Source organism: Streptomyces sp. NBC_00483 (genome assembly GCF_036013745.1).
Taxonomy (GTDB): Bacteria; Actinomycetota; Actinomycetes; order Streptomycetales; family Streptomycetaceae; genus Streptomyces.
On record NZ_CP107880.1, the window covers coordinates 9,890,644 to 9,909,678 of the forward strand.

At 71.3% G+C, this 19,035-nt stretch carries 20 protein-coding genes; 12 read left to right on the forward strand and 8 right to left on the reverse strand.

What is annotated here, in order from left to right; all coding sequences use genetic code 11:
• Nucleotides 1-22 precede the first annotated feature (22 nt).
• A complete protein-coding gene (locus tag OHA73_RS44240) occupies nucleotides 23-2,374 on the reverse strand; it encodes a helix-turn-helix transcriptional regulator (RefSeq protein ID WP_327658260.1) in 2,352 nt (783 codons plus the stop codon).
• Between the two features lie 284 nt (nucleotides 2,375-2,658).
• Between OHA73_RS44240 and OHA73_RS44245 the strand changes: the two genes are divergently transcribed.
• Entirely contained in the window at nucleotides 2,659-3,387 is a 729-nt protein-coding gene (locus tag OHA73_RS44245; protein WP_267073235.1) for a PP2C family protein-serine/threonine phosphatase, read from the forward strand.
• Between the two features lie 113 nt (nucleotides 3,388-3,500).
• Entirely contained in the window at nucleotides 3,501-3,764 is a 264-nt protein-coding gene (locus OHA73_RS44250) for a DUF5133 domain-containing protein (protein WP_266725787.1), read from the forward strand.
• 10 nt (nucleotides 3,765-3,774) lie between these two features.
• Here OHA73_RS44250 and OHA73_RS44255 read toward each other — a convergent pair whose 3' ends face one another.
• A complete protein-coding gene (locus tag OHA73_RS44255) occupies nucleotides 3,775-3,996 on the reverse strand; it encodes a hypothetical protein (RefSeq protein ID WP_266725018.1) in 222 nt (73 codons plus the stop codon).
• Between the two features lie 148 nt (nucleotides 3,997-4,144).
• On the reverse strand, nucleotides 4,145-4,705 hold the full coding sequence (locus OHA73_RS44260; protein ID WP_327658261.1) for a DUF4232 domain-containing protein: 561 nt from the start codon (nucleotides 4,703-4,705) through the stop codon (nucleotides 4,145-4,147).
• Between the two features lie 170 nt (nucleotides 4,706-4,875).
• On the opposite strand from OHA73_RS44260, the gene OHA73_RS44265 reads away from it, so the two are divergent.
• Nucleotides 4,876-5,523, forward strand: coding sequence for a TetR/AcrR family transcriptional regulator (locus OHA73_RS44265; RefSeq protein ID WP_266725022.1), 648 nt, complete (start codon nucleotides 4,876-4,878; stop codon nucleotides 5,521-5,523).
• A gap of 184 nt (nucleotides 5,524-5,707) precedes the next feature.
• Nucleotides 5,708-7,345 (forward strand): MDR family MFS transporter, encoded by a 1,638-nt coding sequence (locus tag OHA73_RS44270; protein ID WP_327658262.1) that lies wholly within the window; start codon nucleotides 5,708-5,710, stop codon nucleotides 7,343-7,345.
• Between the two features lie 87 nt (nucleotides 7,346-7,432).
• Here OHA73_RS44270 and OHA73_RS44275 read toward each other — a convergent pair whose 3' ends face one another.
• Nucleotides 7,433-7,900 carry a pyridoxamine 5'-phosphate oxidase family protein gene (locus tag OHA73_RS44275; RefSeq protein ID WP_266725026.1) on the reverse strand — a complete coding sequence of 156 codons (468 nt, stop codon included), beginning with the start codon at nucleotides 7,898-7,900 and terminating at the stop codon, nucleotides 7,433-7,435.
• A 70-nt stretch (nucleotides 7,901-7,970) separates the two neighbouring features.
• Between OHA73_RS44275 and OHA73_RS44280 the strand changes: the two genes are divergently transcribed.
• A complete protein-coding gene (locus OHA73_RS44280; protein ID WP_327658263.1) occupies nucleotides 7,971-8,903 on the forward strand; it encodes a sigma-70 family RNA polymerase sigma factor in 933 nt (310 codons plus the stop codon).
• On the opposite strand, the gene OHA73_RS44285 is transcribed toward OHA73_RS44280, so the two are convergent.
• Nucleotides 8,879-9,322, reverse strand: coding sequence for a GNAT family N-acetyltransferase (locus OHA73_RS44285; RefSeq protein ID WP_327658264.1), 444 nt, complete (start codon nucleotides 9,320-9,322; stop codon nucleotides 8,879-8,881). The two genes, OHA73_RS44280 and OHA73_RS44285, sit on opposite strands and share 25 nt — an antisense overlap.
• A 179-nt stretch (nucleotides 9,323-9,501) precedes the next feature.
• Between OHA73_RS44285 and OHA73_RS44290 the strand changes: the two genes are divergently transcribed.
• The 5 genes from OHA73_RS44290 to OHA73_RS44310 all read left to right on the forward strand — a co-directional run bounded on the left by OHA73_RS44290 (nucleotide 9,502) and on the right by OHA73_RS44310 (nucleotide 15,027).
• Nucleotides 9,502-10,200, forward strand: a complete 699-nt coding sequence (locus tag OHA73_RS44290; protein WP_327658265.1) for a maleylpyruvate isomerase N-terminal domain-containing protein — start codon at nucleotides 9,502-9,504, stop codon at nucleotides 10,198-10,200.
• Nucleotides 10,201-10,385: 185 nt separating this feature from the next.
• Entirely contained in the window at nucleotides 10,386-11,702 is a 1,317-nt protein-coding gene (locus OHA73_RS44295) for an ABC transporter substrate-binding protein (RefSeq protein WP_267073227.1), read from the forward strand.
• An 11-nt stretch (nucleotides 11,703-11,713) separates the two neighbouring features.
• A complete protein-coding gene (locus tag OHA73_RS44300; protein ID WP_327658266.1) occupies nucleotides 11,714-12,721 on the forward strand; it encodes a carbohydrate ABC transporter permease in 1,008 nt (335 codons plus the stop codon).
• On the forward strand, nucleotides 12,714-13,595 hold the full coding sequence (locus OHA73_RS44305; RefSeq protein WP_327658267.1) for a carbohydrate ABC transporter permease: 882 nt from the start codon (nucleotides 12,714-12,716) through the stop codon (nucleotides 13,593-13,595). Before OHA73_RS44300 ends, OHA73_RS44305 begins: the two co-directional genes overlap by 8 nt.
• A gap of 40 nt (nucleotides 13,596-13,635) precedes the next feature.
• On the forward strand, nucleotides 13,636-15,027 hold the full coding sequence (locus OHA73_RS44310) for a GH1 family beta-glucosidase (protein WP_327658268.1): 1,392 nt from the start codon (nucleotides 13,636-13,638) through the stop codon (nucleotides 15,025-15,027).
• 10 nt (nucleotides 15,028-15,037) lie between these two features.
• Here the strand turns inward: OHA73_RS44310 and OHA73_RS44315 are convergent, their stop codons facing one another.
• A complete protein-coding gene (locus OHA73_RS44315; RefSeq protein WP_327658269.1) occupies nucleotides 15,038-15,949 on the reverse strand; it encodes a LysR family transcriptional regulator in 912 nt (303 codons plus the stop codon).
• 82 nt (nucleotides 15,950-16,031) lie between these two features.
• Between OHA73_RS44315 and OHA73_RS44320 the strand changes: the two genes are divergently transcribed.
• Nucleotides 16,032-17,003: a DMT family transporter gene (locus tag OHA73_RS44320; RefSeq protein WP_327658270.1), complete on the forward strand. Its 972-nt coding sequence runs from the start codon at nucleotides 16,032-16,034 to the stop codon at nucleotides 17,001-17,003.
• Here the strand turns inward: OHA73_RS44320 and OHA73_RS44325 are convergent.
• Nucleotides 16,960-17,205, reverse strand: a complete 246-nt coding sequence (locus OHA73_RS44325) for a metal-sensitive transcriptional regulator (protein WP_266725789.1) — start codon at nucleotides 17,203-17,205, stop codon at nucleotides 16,960-16,962. The two genes, OHA73_RS44320 and OHA73_RS44325, sit on opposite strands and share 44 nt — an antisense overlap.
• Before the next feature lie 23 nt (nucleotides 17,206-17,228).
• On the reverse strand, nucleotides 17,229-17,795 hold the full coding sequence (locus OHA73_RS44330) for a rhodanese-like domain-containing protein (RefSeq protein WP_327658271.1): 567 nt from the start codon (nucleotides 17,793-17,795) through the stop codon (nucleotides 17,229-17,231).
• A gap of 260 nt (nucleotides 17,796-18,055) precedes the next feature.
• Here OHA73_RS44330 and OHA73_RS44335 point away from each other — a divergent pair, with 260 nt between their 5' ends.
• The gene (locus OHA73_RS44335; RefSeq protein ID WP_267073222.1) at nucleotides 18,056-18,997 is read left to right on the forward strand and encodes an SDR family oxidoreductase; all 942 of its coding nucleotides are present in this window, start codon (nucleotides 18,056-18,058) and stop codon (nucleotides 18,995-18,997) included.
• Nucleotides 18,998-19,035 lie beyond the last annotated feature (38 nt).

Below are 19,035 nucleotides of genomic sequence, written 5' to 3' on the forward strand. Positions count from 1 at the left end.
CGCGCCCTGACGACCTGCTTCGTCACACCTCGGACGGTGGAACGGCGGAGTCCGCGGACGATGCGGCGTGCAGAGCGGCGATCTGGGAACGGGAGGTGAAGCCGAGCTTGGTGAGGATGTGCTCCACATGGGAGTCGATCGTCCGCTTCGACACCACGAGCTTCGCCGCGATCTCCTTGTTGGTGCAGCCGTCGCCGACCAGGGCGGCCACCTGACGCTCGCGGGGCGTGAGCCCGTCGGTGGGGCCCGAGCGCTGCGGGGGGACGTCGGGGGACGGCGCCGACGCGTCGTCGAGCGCCAGGTCCACCACGGCGTCGAGCGGGAGCGCCGCGCCCTCCTCGAACGAGTGGTGGTAGCCGTCGGCACCGAGCACCTTGCGGGCCGGGTCCGCGGCCCGCGTGTGCAGTTCGTGCAGCACGGGGAGCCCGAACCTGGCCTCCTTCGCGGCCCGGCGCCACAGCGCGTCGGCCGCGCCCTGCAGTGCCGCGACCCGCTCGAAGCGCCGCAGCTGCGCCGCGTGCCAGGCCAGGCCCTCCAGGAAGTGGGCGAGCCCCATCAGGTCGTCCAGCGCCGCCTTGCTGCGGATGCCCTCGCGGGTGCACTCCACGGACGCCTCGTGCTCGCCCTTCAGCCACAGGCCCACGCTCTTGACCCACAGGGCCCAGCTGCGCGCCCACTGCTCGCCCGGATGCGCGGCGCCGCGCGCGAGCGAGTCGTCGCACCAGGCGATGCCCTTGTCGTGGTCGCCGGTGAGGATCAGCATGAACCCGGCGTAGAAGCCCAGCATGAGCAGGCCGGTGTCGTCGCCGAGCGCCGTCATCCGGGCCCGGACCTCGTCGAAGTCGTCGGCGCAGCCCTCCATCCGGCCGAGGAAGTACCGACGGTGCGCCTGGAAGGAGAACGTCCACGTGGCGCCGACCTGGTCGCCGATCCGCGCGGCGATCTGCTCGGCCTCCTTCAACAGCGCCTCGTTCTTGCCCCGTTCCCCCTGGATGTCCATGTACCAGCTGATCAGCCACAGCGCCTTGACGCGCTGCGGTGACTCGTCGCGGCAGCCGTCCAGGGTGCGGCGCAGCCAGTAACGGCCCTCGGTGAGCAGTCCGGTCGCGTGCCAGTAGCCCCACAGCGCCGTCGCCATCTCCAGTCCGTCGCAGTGCAGTCGGGGCGTCGCGACGCAGTACTCAAGGGCGATCCGGACGTTGGCCTGGTCCCGCACGAGCGCCCGCAGCAGGGGGATCTGCGCGTCCCCCGTCCACTCCTGGTCGAAGGCGCGCGCCGCGTCGAGGAAGTACTCCAGGTGGCGGCGCCGGGCCCGATCCTCGCCGCCGAGCGCGGCGAGCTGCTCCAGGCCGTACTCGCGGATGGTGTCGAGCATCCGGTACCGCGTGCCCTCGGGGGTCTCGACCCGCACCACGACCGACTTCTCGACGAGGCCGATGAGCGAGGTCAGCACGTCCTCGACCGGCAGGACCTCGTCGTCGGCGCACACCACCTCGGCCGCCTGGAGGCTCAACTCGCCCGCGAACACGGACAGTCGGGCCCACAGCAGCCGCTCCGCCGCGGTCGACAGGTCGTGGCTCCAGCCGATCGCCGTACGCAGCGTCTGATGGCGCGGCACCGACGTGCGGCGACCGCCGGTGAGCAGCCGGAACCGGTCGTCGAGCCGGGCCAGCATCTCGTCGAGCGACAGCACGCGCAGCCGGGAGACCGCGAGTTCGATGGCGAGTGGGATCCCGTCGAGCCGGCGGCACAGCGCCAGTACGTCCGCCCGGTTGTCCTCGCTCACCGTGAACCCCTGCACCGCCGCGGACGCCCGGTCGGCGAACAGCGCCAGCGCGTCGCACTCCCGCCCCGCGCCGTCCGCGGGCTCCGGCATGCTCAGCGGGCCGATCGCGAGGACGTGCTCCCCGGGCACGTCGAGCGGCTGCCGGCTGGTGGCGACGATCCTCAACCGGGGTGCGGAGCGCAGCAGTTCGTCGCAGAGCACCGCGCACGCGTCGACCAGGTGCTCGCAGGTGTCGAGCAGCAACAGCAGCTCGCGCCCCTCCAGATGGTCGGCGATCACCTCGATGGCGGGCCGCGCCGCCTGCTCCGGCAGGTCGAGCGCCGCCGCGACCGCGTTCGCGAGCAGCGCCGGGTCGTGCAGCGCGGAGAGCTCCACGAGCCGCACCCCGTCGGCATACGTCTCCCGCGACTCGCGTGCCGCGCGCACCGCGGTCCGGGTCTTGCCGACACCGCCCGGCCCGGTCAGCGTGACGAGCCTGGCCCGCGTCAGCACGTCCGCGACCTGGCCCAGCTCCCGGCGCCGCCCGACGAAACTGGTGGTCTCGGCGGGCAGGTCTCCCGGCGTACGCCGGGTGGGACTGGGGTTCATGAGGGGCTCACCTCGTGCGGTGCGGAGGGCGGCGACTGCCGCCGCCAGGCTAGGCGGAACGGGGCGCGAACGAACCCCCTTCACCGCACGACCACTCGAACGGGAAAGGGAACATGGGTAGTTGGCACGTCCCCCGCGATTTCCGCACGCACTTCGGGGAAACCGTCACACGGAGCGCCCGGCTGACTACACTTCCCGGAACGCCACGGCTGTCCCGCCGATCGAGCCGCGCCCCACCGGCACCACCGGAGCCGAGACGTCCGGCCCCCTCTCGAAAGGCCCTCATGACCACCCGTCCGTCATCGACCACCTCCCTGCCCGAGACGTTCGGCACGCTCGGCGTCAGCGCCCGGCGGCTGGCGGCCGGCGCGGGGCCGGACGGCGGCGAGGGCGGTGATCTGCACGGCGTCGTGGACACGCCGTACGGGACCCGGCTGCTCATCGGGGACGTGATGGGCAAGGGGACCGAGCTGTCCCGCACCGCCGACGCGGTCCTGCGGACCTGGCGCCGGCTCGCGTGCGTGCAGCGGACGTTGGAGGTGCTCGCGGTGCGGCTGCACTCGCTGGTCGCGCACTCCGAGGACCCCGACAGATTCGTCACCGCCACGCTGGTGACGGTCGCCCCCGACGGCTCCGCCGAAGTGGTCTGCTGCGGGCATCCGCCGCCCCTGCTGATCCGTGACGGGTCCGCGGTACCGGCCGCCGTGCCCACCCCGGCGCCGCCGCTCGGGCTGCTCGACCTCGCGCACGGCTGGTGCGGCGCCGAGCAGATATCCGCGGCCGCCTGGGACCGGATGCTGCTGCACACCGACGGCGCCACCGAGGCCCGCGACGCGGACAGCGAGTTCTACCCCCTCGCCGAGCGCGCCACCGAGCTGAGCGCACTGCCGCTCGCCCCGTTCACCGCCGCGCTCTCGGCCGACCTGCTGCACCACGCCGGAGGCCGCCTCCAGGACGACGCCACGCTGCTGGCACTGGAGCCGTTGAACTCCGCGCCGCCCGCCCCGCGCTGATGCACACAGGGGCGTGCTGAAATCCCGTCCCCTGGATGTGTTTTCGTCTCCTGTGACAGGGGAGTCGGAGGGCGGACCGTGTGACAGCAGACGACGAAAGGGAGTGGCGGAACATGCTCCTCGCCCATCCCGCCCTGTTGACCGACCTCATCCGCGAGTACGAGATGCTCAGCGCGCTCGACGCCGACGACGGGGGACCTGCCGCGCAGCGCCGGCTCGACGACATCGGATACAGCCTGTGCATGGCCACCGGCACGAGCGACGTGGACGCGGCACTCGTCGCCGCCCGACACCGGCTGCCCGGGGCGCGCGTGCACGACGACTCGGCACTCACCGCGCGTCGACGCAGGACACCACGGGTGCCGCGCCACCGGTGAGAGTGGGGCGTCAGTTCGCCTCGGCGCGGTCGGCGGTGCCGATCGTCACGCCCGAGGTCGGCTGCCCCGCCTTGCTGTCCGCCTTCGTGGTGTCGGCGCCGCCACACGCCGTGATCACACCGATGGCAACGGCGACCGCGGCGACACTGCCGCCGAGCGTGAGTCGGGAGCGCGTCGAACGCCGCCTGTGCCGCGAAGTGCGGGGACCACTCGGGTAGGGGAGATGCGCCATCGTGGTGCCTCGGTCTCTTGCGGACTCGTGCGGACTCGATACGGGGGAGTAACCCAAGGCTAGGCGCGGCGCACGGGGCAGCGGGCGAGGACCAAGGTCCCCGGTGCGGGGGCATTGGTCCCGACCCGACCGGGGGTTCGACGGGGCGTCAGACCGCCAGCGTGCCGCGGCCCGTGGTCTCCTCCTCCAGCACCTGCTGGGCCCCCGAGGCGGAGGACTGCCACAGCGTCGTCACGGGCTCCCACACCCGTACGCCGGTCGGTGAACCGAGGGTCAGCGCCTGGAAGCTGCGGCCCTGAAGGTCGGGGATCGCGGCGACCGTCACGTACATGACGGCGGGTGCCTCGTCCTTGGCGTCCTCCGGGTCGGAGACCGACAGGACCGCCGCGTACGCCGTGTCGTGCGCGGCCAGCGCCCGCCCGGCGTGCGGCACCGTCGGCAGCGGCAGCGCCGCCCCGTCCAGCTCTCCGTACGTGACCGTCGGTACGCGGTCGACGAGGCAGGCCTTCGAGGAATCGTTGCGCACGCTCAGCTTCAGGATGTCGGCGTTGTCGTCCGAGGGCTCGGCCCGCACGGTCACATCGTTCTCGCCGCAGCGCGCGAGTGCGGCGGAGTCGGCCGCTCCCGCGGTGGGCACGGTGAGTGCCGTCAGGGCGAGGGCGGCGGTGACGGCCGCCGTGGCATGACGTGTGACGTGACGAGCGCGCATCGGAAGTCCCCAGTCCGTGGTTGGTCCGTCGTGGTCGTTTCGTGCCGCCAAAGGAATGAAAAGCGGCGAATGCAGGCATACGACCCTAACGCGAATGTGTGACGCGGGGCACGTCGCGAGGCGGGGGTGCAGTGCGCGCAAGGTTTGCACAGTGTGCAAGAATCACGCCCGTGACCGTCTCCGACCAGCAACCGAGCGCCCCCGCCGAGGGACTGCGCGCTCGCAGGCGTCGCCAGACGCGCAGCGAGCTGCACGCGGCCACGGTCCGGCTGGCCCGGGAGCACGGCTTCGCGCAGGTCACGGTCGAGATGATCAGCAAGGAGGCCGGCGTCTCACCGCGGACCTTCTTCAACTACTTCCCCAGCAAGGAAGCCGCCCTCTTCGCTCTGCCCGGCACCGTGCCGCCCGCTCTCGCGGACCGGTTCGCCGCGGGGGAGGGGAGCGGGACCGACGCCGTGCTGCGCGACCTCGGCGACATTCTCGCCGACCACCTCCAGGAAGCGGCTCCCGAGCCGCAGGAACTGGAGGACTCGCTGCGCATCGCGGAGGGCGTGCCCTCGGTCCTGGCCACGTTCCTCGCCCAGTGCGAGGCGGTCGAACGGGACCTCGCCGGACTCATCGCCCGGCGCACCGGCACATCCGCGGAGGGGGAGACGGCCGAACTGCTCGCGGGCGTCGCCATGGCGACCGTACGCAGCGGGATCAAGCGGTGGCACCAGTCGGGCACGCACGCCGACGAAGGCTCAGGGCCCGCCGAGCGCGTACGCGAATCCTTCGATGCGCTGCGCTCGCTGATGGGGCCGGCCGCCGTGAAGTAGGCGCGCCACCCGTGTGACCACCTCCCCCTCGCGGTCACCCACGGATCTCCCCTCTCCCCGCTTCCCCCGAACCGCTTCTCCCCGAATCGGCACCACCGAAGTACCCCGTACGCGGCAACCGCTCTCCCGCCGCCGGGTCAGCCCTGTTCCACTCCACTCGCACACCACATCGGAGAACACCGTAATGACGCACGCCCCCGCTTCCGAGGGCATCGACTCCGGCAGCCCCGACCCGGCGGCCGACGGGATCGAAGAGAGCACGGTCAAGCCGCACAACTTCGGCCTGATCTTCGCCGCGCTGATGCTGACCATGCTGCTCGGCGCGCTCGACCAGACCATCGTCTCGACCGCCCTGCCGACCATCGTCGGCGAGCTCAACGGCATCGAGCACATGGCCTGGATCACCACCGCGTACATCCTCGCCGCCACCATCGGCATGCCGGTCTACGGCAAGCTCGGCGACCTCATGGGCCGCAAGAACATCTTTCTCGCGGGCATAGCCCTGTTCCTGGTGGGCTCGGTGGTCTGTGGACTCGCCCAGAACATGGGCACGTTGATCGCCGGTCGCGCCCTCCAGGGCCTCGGCGGCGGTGGCCTCATGATCACCTCGCAGGCGATCATCGCCGACCTGGTGCCGCCGCGTGAGCGCGCCAAGTACATGGCCCCGATGGGCGCCGTGTTCGGTCTGTCCTCCGTCGTCGGGCCGCTGCTCGGCGGCTGGTTCACCGATGAGCACTCCTGGCGCTGGGCGTTCTGGATCAACCTGCCGCTCGGCGTTCTCGCGTTCTTCGTCGCCGCCGTCGCGATCAAGCTGCCGCGCAAGGCCGTCAAGGTCACGCTCGACTACCTCGGCACGGCGCTGATGGCCGCGGCCGTCACCTGCACGGTGCTCTTCGCGAGCTGGGGCGGCACGCAGTACGAGTGGTCCGACCCGCTGGTCATCGGCCTCGGCATCGGAGCGGTCGTCGCCTGGGTGCTGTTCTTCTTCGCGGAGAAGCGTGCCGAGGAGCCGGTCATTCCGCTGCACCTGTTCCGCAGCCCGATCTTCAACGTCGCCACTCTGCTCGGCATGATCGTCATCGGTCTCGGCATGTTCGCGATCGTCGGCTACATGCCCACCTACCTGCAGATGGTGTACGGCAAGTCGGCCACCGAGTCCGGACTGCTGCTGATCCCCATGGTCGTCGGCATCATGGGCACCGCCCTGCCGTCCGGCGCGATCATGTCCAAGACCGGCAAGTACAAGGTCTATCCGATCGCCGGTACCGCGATCATCATGCTCACCGCGTACCTGATGTCGACGCTCGACGTGTCCGACCCGGTCTGGCTGGTGTGCGTGTACGTCGGTCTCGCGGGCGCGGGCGTCGGCCTGATGATGCAGACCCTCGTACTGGCCGTGCAGAACGACTTCCCGGGCTCGGAGGTCGGCACCGCCACCTCCGCGAACAACTTCTTCCGGGAGATCGGCGCGACCCTCGGTACCGCCGTGGTCGGCGCCGTGTTCGCCAGCCGCCTCACCGACCAGCTGGCCTCGCGCATCCCTGCCGAGGCGGCGGCCAAGGTCGGCGACAGCGACTCGCTGACCCCGGCGCTGGTCCGCGCCCTGCCGGCCGACCTGCGCGACACGGTCGTCAACTCGTACCAGGAAGCGCTCGTCCCGATCTTCCTGTACCTGCTGCCCGTCTTCGCGGTCGGCCTGGTCCTCGCCTTCGTCCTGAAGGAGAAGCCGCTCGCCGACAACGCCGACTGGCACGCGGAGAACGCGGGACCGGCCGGCGAGGCGGGACCCACGCTGGAGAAGGAGCCCGAGCCGGTCGCCTGACCCCTGCTCAGTAGGCAAAGAGCTGTTCAACAGGCAAAGGCTGTGCCCCCGTCGCGCTTGCGGAAGCGCGACGGGGGCACAGTCGCGTCAGTCCTCGTCCAGCCACACCCCGTCCCGCATCAGGTCACGACCCGCCAGCTCGTTCGCCTCGCGCCAGGCCTGGATGCGCACGGGCCGGATGCGGAAGTACACGTACGGGCCGTCGGCCGCACGCGGATCGAACCCGGCGCTCGCGGCGAACGTGTCCGCGAATTCGTCGGTGACCTCGTCGGCGGAGAGTGCCTCGCAGCGCCCCGTGATGTGCACGACGTCCCGCGTCGGCCCGATGCCGAGGTGCACCCGCCCGCTCGCCACGAGGTTGCGCGCCACCGGATTGGTGGCCCGCGTCGACACGTACAGACACTCGTCCCGCCACAGGAACGACAGCGGCATCATGTACGGCGCGCCGCCCTCGGGCCCGGCCGTCGCGACCCACGCGTCGACCTCCCGTTCCAGGCGGTCGAGGGTGTCCTGCTTGCGCTGCTTCGCCGAACGGGCGGGCGCGGCCTGTGACATGCGATTCTCCTTTACGGCCAATATGGGGTGGCGCACTGCCATGACACGACATCACGAAGGAATGTGACAGATGGCCGATGCCGAAGTCCTGGCCGCCCGTTTCGAGGAGCACCGCCCGCGGCTGCGCGCTGTCGCCCACCGGATGCTCGGTTCGTCCGCGGAGGCCGACGACGTGGTGCAGGAGGCGTGGCTCCGGCTCAGTCGCACGGACGATGCCGACACCATCGACAACCTCGCCGCCTGGCTGACCACGGTCGTCTCCCGTATCTGCCTCAACGCGCTGCGCGCCCGCGCCACCCGCCGCGAGGACCCGCTCGAGGTCCAGGAGCACGAGAGGGGCGAAGGCCCCGTGGACCCGGCGGACGAGGCGGTCACGTCCGACTCCCTGGGCCTCGCGCTCATGGTCGTCCTCGACCGACTGGCCCCCGCGGAGCGCCTGGCCTTCGTGCTGCACGACCTGTTCACCGTGCCGTTCGACGAGATCGCGCCCATCGTCGAGCGCACCCCCGCCGCCACCCGCCAGCTGGCCAGCCGCGCGCGGCGCCGGGTGCGCGAGGCCGACCCGCGCGCCACGGAGGCGGCGGACCGCGAGCGTCGCCGCGAGGTCGTCGAGGCCTTCCTGGCGGCGACGCAGGGCGGTGACTTCGAGGCGCTGCTCACCGTGCTCGACCCGGAGGTCGTGGTCCGCTCGGACGCCGCGGCGATCGCCATGGGCTCGGAGCCGGAGGTGATCGGCGCGCGTGCGGTGGCCTCCCTGTACGCGGGCCGTGCCAAGGCTGCCCGGCTCGCCCTGGTCGACGGCACGGCCGGCGTCGTGTGGACGCACGCGGGCACCCTCAAGGTGGCCTTCGCCGTCGAGGTCGACCTCACGACGGACCCGCCCCGCATCACCGGCATCGAACTCGTGGCGGACGAGAAGAGGTTGGCGTCGATGGACGTGGTGCCCCTGCGCCGCCGCAGGCGCCCGGCCTCCGGCGGTCAGTCCCCGGACGGCGCCGAATAGCACCTGACGTCCACCAACTCGCCCGGCCCCCACTCCTGTTGGCCCTGCGCGAGGAACCGCCACCCGAGCCGTTCGTACAGCGCGATCGCGGCGGAGTCGGTGGTGACGACGTCGAGCACGGCCAGGGAGCCGTGCCGACGGGCCTCGCGCGCGGCCCGGCCCAGGAGCGCCGCGCCCAGCCGGTGGCCGCGCGCGGACGGCGCCACGAACAGCCGCCCCACCACGGCGACCGAAGTGCCCGCCGGGACGAGGGTGGGTGCCACGTCGCCCGAGGCGGGCCGGGCCAGCAGGACGTGCCCGACGACGCGCTCGTCGTGGCATCCGACCCACGCGCCCACGACATCGCCGTCACTCAGCCAACCCGCGGGATCCCTCGGCCAATTGGTCGGATAACCGTCCGCGTGATGCACGGCGCGCATCGCTTCTACGCAAGCGTCCAGATCACTGCTCTGCCGCGCCCTGACGCACGTATCCCCACTCACACCCGTCTCGCCGCTCACACCCACACGCCCGTCTCGCCACTGGTCCCGTCGAGGGCATCGAACCACACATGCCGAATGCGCTTGTCCCGCGTCCCCGGCCCGAATAGCGTGCCGCCGTGGATCACTTCTCGCGTTCGGCGGACCTCTCCTCGCGTTCGACGGAACTCTTCTCGCGCTCATGGGCCGCGTTGCGCGCCGCGGTCGCCGACCTCCCCGAGCCGGCCTTCGAGCAGCCCTCCGGCTGCACCGGCTGGCTGGTGCGGGACCTGGTGTGTCACCTGGTCATCGACGCGCAGGACGTGCTGATCACCCTCGCCACCCCCGCGTCGACGGAGCCGACCGTCGACGCCGTGACGTACTGGCACGTGGGCGACGAGCCGCCGACCGGTGAGGACCCGCTCGACGCGCTGACCGTCCGCCTCGCCGCCGCCTATCAGGACCCGGCGCTGCTCACGTTCCACCTCGACGACGTCGGAGCGGCTGCGGGGCGTGCCGCCGGGCTCGCCGACCCGGACGCGCGCGTGAGCACGCAGGAGCAGGTCCTCACGGTGGGCGACTACCTCACCGCGTACGTCCTGGAGTGGACGCTGCACCACCTCGACCTGATCGCCCATCTCCCGGACGTGCCGGGGCCGCCGGCCGAGGGTCTGGCACGGGCGCGGGCGCTCCTGGAGGGGACCGCCGGCACCGCGTTCCCGGAGCCGTGGCGCGACATGGACGTGCTGCTCGTCGGAACGGGGCGCCGACCTGCGACGGAGCGGGAGAAGAAGGAACTCGGCGCGCTGGCGGGGAAGTTGCCCCTCGTGATCGGCTGACCGGCCGGCGCGGCACGCCACCGGGTCCGAGTCTTGAACTCGCTGGGACCATTCCGGCCCGGACCTTGTCGAAGTCCTTGACGCCTCAGCCCCTCGACGCTTAACTCACGTCCTAAATTAAGTCCTGACAGCGTTCAGTTCCTGAACGCGTAGGGCCACCCTCCGGACAAGGGACGCCTGGAGCCATGAGCAGAATCCGCGCCGCCTGTGCCTGTGCCGTCACCCTCTCGCTCGCCCTCGCGGCCACCGCCTGCGGCGGCGGTTCGCCGACCAGCGGTGGATCCGACGACTCCCCGAAGACCCTCACGTACTGGGCCTCGAACCAGGGGGCCAGCATCGAGGTCGACAAGAAGGTCCTCCAGCCGGAACTCGACAAGTTCGAGAAGCAGTCCGGCATCAAGGTGAAGCTGGAGGTCGTTCCCTGGTCCAGCCTCCTCGACCGGATCCTCACCGCGACCACCTCGGGCCAGGGCCCGGACGTCCTCAACATCGGCAACACCTGGAGCGCCTCGCTGCAGGCGAGCGGCGCGCTGCTGCCCTGGGACGCCAAGAACTTCGACAAGATCGGCGGGAAGGACCGGTTCGTCGCCTCCGCGCTGGGCTCCGCGGGGGTGCAGGGCAAGGACCCGGCCGCGGTGCCGCTGTACTCCATGGCGTACGCGCTGTACTACAACAAGCAGATGTTCAAGGACGCGGGAATAGCGAAGCCCCCGGCGACCTGGGACGAGGTCGTAGCCGCCGGCAAGAAGATCTCCAAGGGCGGCAAGTGGGGCATCGGAGCCGAGGGTTCGAACCTGTCCAACAACATCCACCAGGTCTTCGTCCTCGCCAAGCAGCACGGCGCCGACTGGTTCACCGCGGACGGCAAGCCCGACTTCACCTCGGCCGGCGCGGTCGCGGGCGTGAAGCAGTACGTCGACCTGATGGCCAAGGACAAGATCGTCGCGCCGGGCAACGCCGAGTACGCGCAGAACCAGTCCCTGAGCGACTTCTCCAAGGACAAGACGGCGATGGTGCTGTGGCAGACCGCCTCCGCGACCTTCAAGACGCAGGGCATGAAGGAGGACGAGTGGGGCGTGGTGCCCGCGCCCGTGCAGTCCGGCGCGCCGGGCCAGGGCCGCAGCACCAACTCCATGGTCGCCGGCATCAACATGGCCGTCTTCAAGGACACCGACAACCTCGGCGGCGCCACCAAGTTCGTGAAGTTCATGACCAGTGACCCCGAGCAGAAGATCCTCAACAAGGCGTACGGGTCCATCCCGCCGGTCAAGTCTGCGCAGAACGACGCCGCGTTCAACGTCCCGGCCGTCGCGACGCTCAAGGAGACCATCTCCACGAGCGCGGCGCCGCTGCCCCAGGTCGCCGACGAGTCGCAGTTCGAGACCGCCGTCGGTACGGCCGTGAAGGAACTCTTCGCGGACGCCGCCGCGGGCCGGCCCGTCACCACCGCCACCGTCAAGGCCAAGCTCGCCAAGGCGCAGCAGCAGATGCCGACCAAGTGAGCGGAACCCCGATGACGACCACACCCACCACGACGGTCGAACGGTCGGCCGAGCCGGCCGTCGGCCCCAAGTCCCCCAAGGCGGCGGGCGGTCGGGCCCGCCGCCCCGGACGGATCCGCCGGTTCGGCCTGCCCTACCTCCTGCTCCTGCCCGCCCTGGTGCTTGAACTCCTCGTCCACCTGGTGCCCATGGCCATGGGCATCCTGATGAGCTTCAAGCAGCTCACCCGGCTCTTCCTGCGCGACTGGACCACCGCCCCCTGGAGCGGCCTCGACAACTTCAAGGTCGCCGTCGACTTCGACGGCGCCATCGGCGAGGCGCTCCTCAAGTCCTTCGTCACCACCTGCCTGTTCACCGTGTCCTCGGTCGCCCTGTGCTGGGTGATCGGCACGGCGGCGGCGGTCTTCATGCAGGAGTCCTTCAAGGGGCGCGGCCTGCTGCGCGCCCTGTTCCTCGTCCCGTACGCGCTGCCCGTGTACGCCGCCGTCATCACCTGGGTGTTCCTGTTCCAGCACGACAACGGCCTGGTGAACCACGTGCTGCACGACCAGCTCGGCATCACCGACAAACCGTCGTTCTGGCTGATCGGGGACAACAGCTTCATCGCGCTGCTCACCGTCTCCGTGTGGAAGGGCTGGCCGTTCGCCTTCCTCATCGTGATGGCGGGACTGCAGAACATCTCGAAAGACCTGTACGAGGCCGCGGCCCTCGACGGCGCGGGCATGTGGCAGCAGCTGCGCCGCATCACGCTGCCGTCGCTGCGGCCCGTCAACCAGGTCCTCGTCCTCGTCCTGTTCCTCTGGACGTTCAACGACTTCAACACCCCGTACGTGATGTTCGGCAAGGCGGCGCCCGGGGCCGCGGACCTGATCTCGGTCCACATCTATCAAGCGTCCTTCGTGACATGGGACTTCGGCACAGGGTCCGCGATGTCCGTCCTGTTGCTGCTGTTCCTGCTCGTCGTGACGGGCGTGTACCTGGTGCTCACGTCCAGGGGGAGGAAGACCGCCGATGTCTGACACACAGCTGGCGCCTGCGCGGTTCAGGTCGCCGTCGGCGCCGCCGCGCTCCTTCCTCTGGTCCCGCCGGATCTTCCTCACCCTGCTCGCCGGCTTCGTCCTGCTGCCCGTCTACGTGATGGTGTCCAGCTCGCTCAAGCCGCTCCAGGACGTCCAGGGCGCGTTCCGCTGGATCCCCAGCAGCCTGACGATCCGCCCCTACATCGACATCTGGTCGACTGTCCCGCTGGCCCGCTACTTCATGAACTCGCTGGTCGTGGCGGGTGTGGCGACAGTCTGCTCGGTGGTCGTCGCGGTCTTCGCCGCGTACGCGGTCAGCCGCTACCGCTTCCGCGGCAAGCGCGTCTTCACGGTGACGGTGCTGTCGACGCAGATGCTCCCCGGCATCCTCTTCCTGCTGCCGCTGTTCCTGATCTACGTCAACATCGGCAACGCCACCGGCATCGCCCTGTTCGGCTCGCGCGGCGGGCTGATCCTCACGTACATGACGTTCACGCTGCCGTTCTCGATCTGGATGCTCATCGGGTACTTCGAGTCGGTGCCGCGCGATCTCGACGAGGCGGCTCTCGTCGACGGATGCGGGCCGATCGGGGCCCTCTTCCGGATCATCGTTCCGGCGGCGATCCCCGGCATCGTGGCCGTCGCCGTCTACGCGTTCATGACCGCGTGGGGCGAGGTCCTCTTCGCCTCCGTCATGACCAACGACACCACCCGCACGCTCTCCGTCGGCCTCGGCGCCTACGCCAACCTCAACGACGTGTACTGGAACCAGATCATGGCCGCCTCGCTCGTCGTGAGCGTGCCCGTCGTGGCCGGCTTCCTGCTGCTCCAGCGCTACCTCGTGACCGGCCTGACCGCCGGAGCCGTCAAGTGACCGCCGGAGCCGTCAAGTGACCGCTCCCGGTCAAGTGACCATGACTGAAGGGAACTTCGTGTCCGACCCCCACTCCGCTCTCGATGTCTCCGCCTTCCCGCACGACTTTCTGTGGGGCACGGCCACATCGGCGTACCAGATCGAAGGAGCCGTCGCCGAGGACGGCCGCGCGCCTTCCATCTGGGACACCTTCGCGCACACCCCGGGGAAGATCGACGGCGGCGACGACGGTGACATCGCCTGCGACCACTACCACCGGTGGCGCGAGGACATCGGTCTGATGCGGCAACTGGGCACCAACGCCTACCGGTTGTCCGTCGCCTGGCCGCGCGTCGTCCCCGGCGGCGACGGGCCGGTGAACGCCAAGGGCCTCGCCTTCTACGACGAGTTGATCGACGCTCTGCTCGCCGAGGGCGTCACCCCGTCGGTCACGCTCTACCACTGGGACCTGCCGCAGGCGCTCCAGGACCGTGGCGGCTGGCCGGTGCGGGAGATCGCCGAGCACTTCGCCGCGTACGCCGCCGTGGTCGCGGAGCGCCTCGGGGACCGGGTGAAGCACTGGACGCCGCTGAACGAACCGCTGTGTTCGGCGTGGATCGGCCACCTGGAAGGCCGGATGGCACCAGGACTCACCGACCTGACCGCCGCCGTCCGCGCCTCCTACCACCTGCTCCTCGGCCACGGCCTCGCCACACAGGCGATCCGTGCCGCCGTGCCGGACGCCGAGGTCGGCATCGTCAACAACCTCGCCCACGTCGAACCCGCCACCGACCGCCCCGAGGACCTCGCCGCCGCCCACCGCATGGACGGCCACGCCAACCGCTGGTGGCTCGACCCGGTGCACGGCCGCGGCTTCCCGGCGGACATGCTGGAGGTGTACGGAGTCCAACTCCCGGAGAAGGCGGGGGACATGGCCGCCATCGCCTCGCCCCTCGACTGGCTCGGCCTGAACTACTACTTCTCCTCGGCCATCGCCGACGACCCCTCGGGCCCGGCCCCGTTCGCCGACGCCGTGCCCCGCCCCGGCCTCCCGCGCACCGGCATGGACTGGGAGATCGACGCCCACGGCATCGAGGCCCTGCTGCTCCGCCTCACCCACGACTACGGCGCCCGCAAGCTGTACGTCACTGAGAACGGCTCCGCGTACCCCGACGTCGTACGTCCCGACGGCACCGTCGACGACCCCGAGCGCGAGGCGTACCTGGTGCGGCACCTCGCGGCCTGCGCCCGCGCGATCGGCCAAGGCGTCCCGCTCGCCGGGTACTTCGCCTGGTCACTGCTCGACAACTTCGAGTGGGCGTACGGCTACGACAAGAGGTTCGGCCTCGTCCACGTCGACTACGCGACGCAGAAACGCACCATCAAGGGCAGCGGGCACCGGTACGCGGACCTCGTGCGCCGCCACGGCGCGCTGGCGCGGCGGGCCGCCTGAGGTCACCGGTTCAGCGAGGTCGACCGGAAGCGGCCTCGCTGAGCCGGTCCAGCACATACGCGACATCGGGGTGCCCGGCCGTGCCCGCCCGATATACGGCCCGCACGGTGCGCCGCACGGGGGAGTGCAGCGGGTGCAGGGACACCCCGTCCAGGTCGGCGGGCAGGGCGAGTTGGGGCACGAGGGTCACGCCCGCGTCCCGTGCCACCAGGGCCGTCAGGACCCCGAAGTCGCTCGCCCGCGCCACCGCGCGCGGCACGAAACCGGCGGCCCCGCAGGCCCGTTGGGTCATCTCGTGGCAGGCGGTGTCGGCGCCGGGCACCAGCCACGCCTCCTGCGCGAACGCGGCGAGGTCCGCCTTGTCGCCCGGCGCGAGACCGTGCCGGGCCGCCGTATCGGGATGCAGCGCCAACTCCACCGGTTCGTCGAAGAGATGACGCTGCTCGCAGCCCGGCGGCAGCGGCCGGGGCAGCAGGCTGTACGCGTGCGTGACCGCGACGTCGACGGTCCGCTGCCGCAGCGCCTCGTCGGCGGAGTCCGGCTCGTGCTCGACGAGGTGCAGCCGCGGCGCGTCCGCACCGGGCTCCGGCCACACCAGAGGGAGCAGCACCCGCGCCGCCGACGGGAACGCGGCGACGCGCACCGCGCCCGGCCGTCCCTGCCGCAGCGCCGCCACATCGGCCTGGGCCGCGGCCAGGTCGGCGAGTACCACCTGGGCGTGCTCCACGAGGAGCCGCCCCGCGCCGGTGAGCCGCAGCGCCCGGCCGTGCTTCTCCAGGAGCGTCAGCCCCGTCTCCTTCTCCAGCGCCGCCAGCTGCTGCGAGACCGCGGGCCCCGTCAGATGCAGGGCCTCGGCGGTCGCCGCCACCGTGCCGTGCGTGGCGAATTCCGCCAGCAGCCGCAGCCTTCGCACCTCCAACACCAAAGCTCACCTTCTCGATAGAGGAAGAAAGAGTAACTGGACCTTTCTTATTCTACGGAGCAGGGTCGGGAGGGTGAAGTCCGTGACGTTCGACAAGACCTCCCTCGCCCTCGCGGCCACCGTGCTGCTGTGGGCCTCCGCGTTCCCGGCCATCCGCGTCGCCCTCGACGGGTACGGGCCCGCCGCGCTCTCCTTCGTGCGGCTCGCCTCCGCGTCGCTCGCGCTGCTCGCCGTGGCGCCGTTCCTGGGCGTACGAAGGCCGCGCCGGGCCGATCTGCCGCGCATCCTCGTGGTCGGGGCCTGCGGCATGAGCGCGTACCAACTCCTGCTGAACTGGGGCGAGACGAGGGTGCCGGCCGGAACCGCGAGCCTGATCGTCGCGTCGGTGCCCGCCATCAGCGCGCTGCTCGCCGTCGCGTTCCTCGGGGAGCGGCCGTCCTGGCGCACGATCGCGGGATCCGGCACGGCGCTCGCCGGCTGCGCGCTGATCGCCCTTGCGGGCGGGGAGGCCGGCTATACGAGCGCCGCCTGGGCCGTCATGGGCGCGGCCGTCGTACAGGCCGTCTACCACTTCGCCATCAAGCCGCTGCTGCGGCACTGCACCGGTCTCGAGGTCGCCTGCTATGCCATGTGGGCGGGCACGGCGCTGCTGCTCCCGCTGGCGCCGGGTGCGCTCGATGAGCTGGTGCGGGCCCCGGCCGATGCCACCCTCGCCGCGCTCTATCTGGGACTGCTGCCGTCCGCCGCCGGGTTCGTGGTGTGGGGCTACGCGGTGGCCCGGCTGACCGTGACGGCTGCGACCGCCGCGCTGTACCTGGTGCCGGGCGTGGCCCTCGCGGTCGCGTACCTGTGGCTGGGGGAGGCGCCGGCGTCGGTGGAGGCGGTCGGCGGGGTCGTGACGCTCGCGGGCGTCGTGCTGCTGGGGCGCGCCGGACCCAAGGGGCGCGCCGCACGGAAGAGGCGCGGCGCGCCGGGGGAGCCGCAGCAGCGTGTCGAGCCCGAGGGGACCGTCACGCCAGCGACAGGAACAGCTTCTCCAGCTCCTCCTCGCTGAGCGGCGGCTGCTCGCCGTCCGCCGCGTTCATGCAGTCCCGCATGCCGGAGGCGATGATTTTGAAGCCGGCGCGGTCCAACGCGCGGGAAACGGCGGCCAGTTGGGTGACCACGTCCTTGCAGTCGCGGCCCGCCTCGATCATCGCGATGACGCCGGCCAGCTGCCCCTGGGCGCGGCGCAGTCGCTTCAGGACGGCGTCCATCGCCTCCGGATTGCCTGTGCCGCTCACGAGCGCAGGGCCGCGCGGGCGGTGTCGAGAGCGCCCGGCGCGGGCTGGTTGAACGGAAGCTTGCCGAGCACCGCCGCCATGCCGCACGTGTTGCTGACGCCGGAGTAGACGAGGCCGGAGGCGACGCCCGCGGCGAGCAGCCGGCCCTTCGGGGCGCGGCGGCCGAGCGCGAGGCCGAGCAGCACCAGGGAACCGGCGGCGAACCGGACCTGGCGGTCCATCGCCCAGACGGCGCGCTCGGGGCGGGCCGCGGTGTCGACCGGCAGCCCCTCGGCGGACCACGCCTGCGTGCCGCCGTCGAGCCCGACGGCGTCGACGCCCGCCTCGGCGAGCTTCGCGCAGGCCGTGGCGGAGCGGTGCCCGGCCGCGCACACGACGACGAGCCGGCGGCGCTTGGCCGCGTCCCGCAGGTCGGGCAGCAGCTCGTCGATGAGCTCAGCGGGCACATTGAGGGCGCCGGGTACGTGCCCCGACGCGTACTCGGCGGGCGGGCGCACATCGAGGACGAGGGTGTCGTCTGCGGCGCTGCCGTGCAGCTCGGCGGGGGCGAGGGTGGTGCTCATGTCTCTCTCCTGTCTCACTGGTATACCCCCGAGGGTATCAACGGGTGCCCTCGTGGATACGCCGCGGGTACGCGGCCTGATCGGCCGGGCAAAGTCCCACCGAAAGCAGGACAAGGGTTGTCGGGATTCCGGGACATGCTCGTAAGAGCGAGCCACACGGCACCAACGCGAGACATCTGGCAACAACGCGAGCCGCACGGCAGCAATGCGTGCCACACGGCACCAACGCGAGACACCTGGCAACAACGGGAGACGACCTCATGCCTGACAACGCCCACCCGGCGACGGACGAACAACCCCTGCGCGGCAAGGTCGCCCTGGTCGCGGGCGCCACCCGAGGCGCGGGCCGCGGCATCGCCGTGGAGCTCGGCGCGGCCGGCGCCACGGTCTACGTCACCGGCCGCACCACCCGCGCCCACCGCTCCGAGTACGACCGCGCCGAGACCATCGAGGACACCGCGGACCTCGTCACGGAGGCAGGCGGCCACGGCATCGCCGTCCCCACCGACCACCTCGAGAAGGACCAGGTGCGCGCCCTCGTCGAGCGCATCGACCGCGAACAGAGCCGCCTCGACATCCTCGTCAACGACATCTGGGGCGGCGAGAACCTCTTCGAATGGGACACCCCCGTCTGGGAGCACGACCTCGACAACGGGCTCAGGCTGCACCGCCTCGCCGTCGAGACACACGCCGTCACCAGCCACTACGCGCTGCCGCTCCTGCTGCGTAACCCCGGTGGCCTGGTCGTCGAGGTCACCGACGGCACGGCCGAGTACAACAGCACGAACTACCGCGTGTCGTTCTTCTACGACCTGGCCAAGAACTCCGTCCTGCGCATGGCGTTCGCCCTCGGCCACGAACTCGGCTCGCGCGGCGCCACCGCCGTCGCCCTCACGCCCGGCTGGATGCGCTCGGAGATCATGCTGGGGCACTACGACGTCACGGAGGAGAACTGGCAGGACGCGGTGCGGGTCCAGCCGCACTTCGCCATCTCCGAGACACCCCGCTACACCGGCCGCGCCGTCGCCGCGCTCGCCGCGGACCCGGACGTCGCCCGGTTCAACGGCACATCCCAGTCCAGCGGCGGCCTCGCCAAGGTCTACGGCTTCACCGACCTGGACGGCAGCAGGCCCGACTCCTGGCGCTACCTCGTCGAGGTCCAGGACGCGGGCAAGCCGGCCGACGTCACGGGGTACCGCTGACAACTGAAGGCTTCTGATCTGCCCGTACGGTCTGCGAG

Coding starts and splice junctions, on each gene's coding strand:
- OHA73_RS44240 (WP_327658260.1), bottom strand. CDS start 2,374: ATGAACCCCAGTCCCACCCGGCGTACGCCGGGAGACCTGCCCGCCGAG.
- OHA73_RS44245 (WP_267073235.1), top strand. CDS start 2,659: ATGACCACCCGTCCGTCATCGACCACCTCCCTGCCCGAGACGTTCGGC.
- OHA73_RS44250 (WP_266725787.1), top strand. CDS start 3,501: ATGCTCCTCGCCCATCCCGCCCTGTTGACCGACCTCATCCGCGAGTAC.
- OHA73_RS44255 (WP_266725018.1), bottom strand. CDS start 3,996: ATGGCGCATCTCCCCTACCCGAGTGGTCCCCGCACTTCGCGGCACAGG.
- OHA73_RS44260 (WP_327658261.1), bottom strand. CDS start 4,705: ATGCGCGCTCGTCACGTCACACGTCATGCCACGGCGGCCGTCACCGCC.
- OHA73_RS44270 (WP_327658262.1), top strand. CDS start 5,708: ATGACGCACGCCCCCGCTTCCGAGGGCATCGACTCCGGCAGCCCCGAC.
- OHA73_RS44275 (WP_266725026.1), bottom strand. CDS start 7,900: ATGTCACAGGCCGCGCCCGCCCGTTCGGCGAAGCAGCGCAAGCAGGAC.
- OHA73_RS44280 (WP_327658263.1), top strand. CDS start 7,971: ATGGCCGATGCCGAAGTCCTGGCCGCCCGTTTCGAGGAGCACCGCCCG.
- OHA73_RS44285 (WP_327658264.1), bottom strand. CDS start 9,322: ATGCGCGCCGTGCATCACGCGGACGGTTATCCGACCAATTGGCCGAGG.
- OHA73_RS44295 (WP_267073227.1), top strand. CDS start 10,386: ATGAGCAGAATCCGCGCCGCCTGTGCCTGTGCCGTCACCCTCTCGCTC.
- OHA73_RS44300 (WP_327658266.1), top strand. CDS start 11,714: ATGACGACCACACCCACCACGACGGTCGAACGGTCGGCCGAGCCGGCC.
- OHA73_RS44305 (WP_327658267.1), top strand. CDS start 12,714: ATGTCTGACACACAGCTGGCGCCTGCGCGGTTCAGGTCGCCGTCGGCG.
- OHA73_RS44310 (WP_327658268.1), top strand. CDS start 13,636: ATGACTGAAGGGAACTTCGTGTCCGACCCCCACTCCGCTCTCGATGTC.
- OHA73_RS44325 (WP_266725789.1), bottom strand. CDS start 17,205: ATGGACGCCGTCCTGAAGCGACTGCGCCGCGCCCAGGGGCAGCTGGCC.
- OHA73_RS44330 (WP_327658271.1), bottom strand. CDS start 17,795: ATGAGCACCACCCTCGCCCCCGCCGAGCTGCACGGCAGCGCCGCAGAC.
- OHA73_RS44335 (WP_267073222.1), top strand. CDS start 18,056: ATGCCTGACAACGCCCACCCGGCGACGGACGAACAACCCCTGCGCGGC.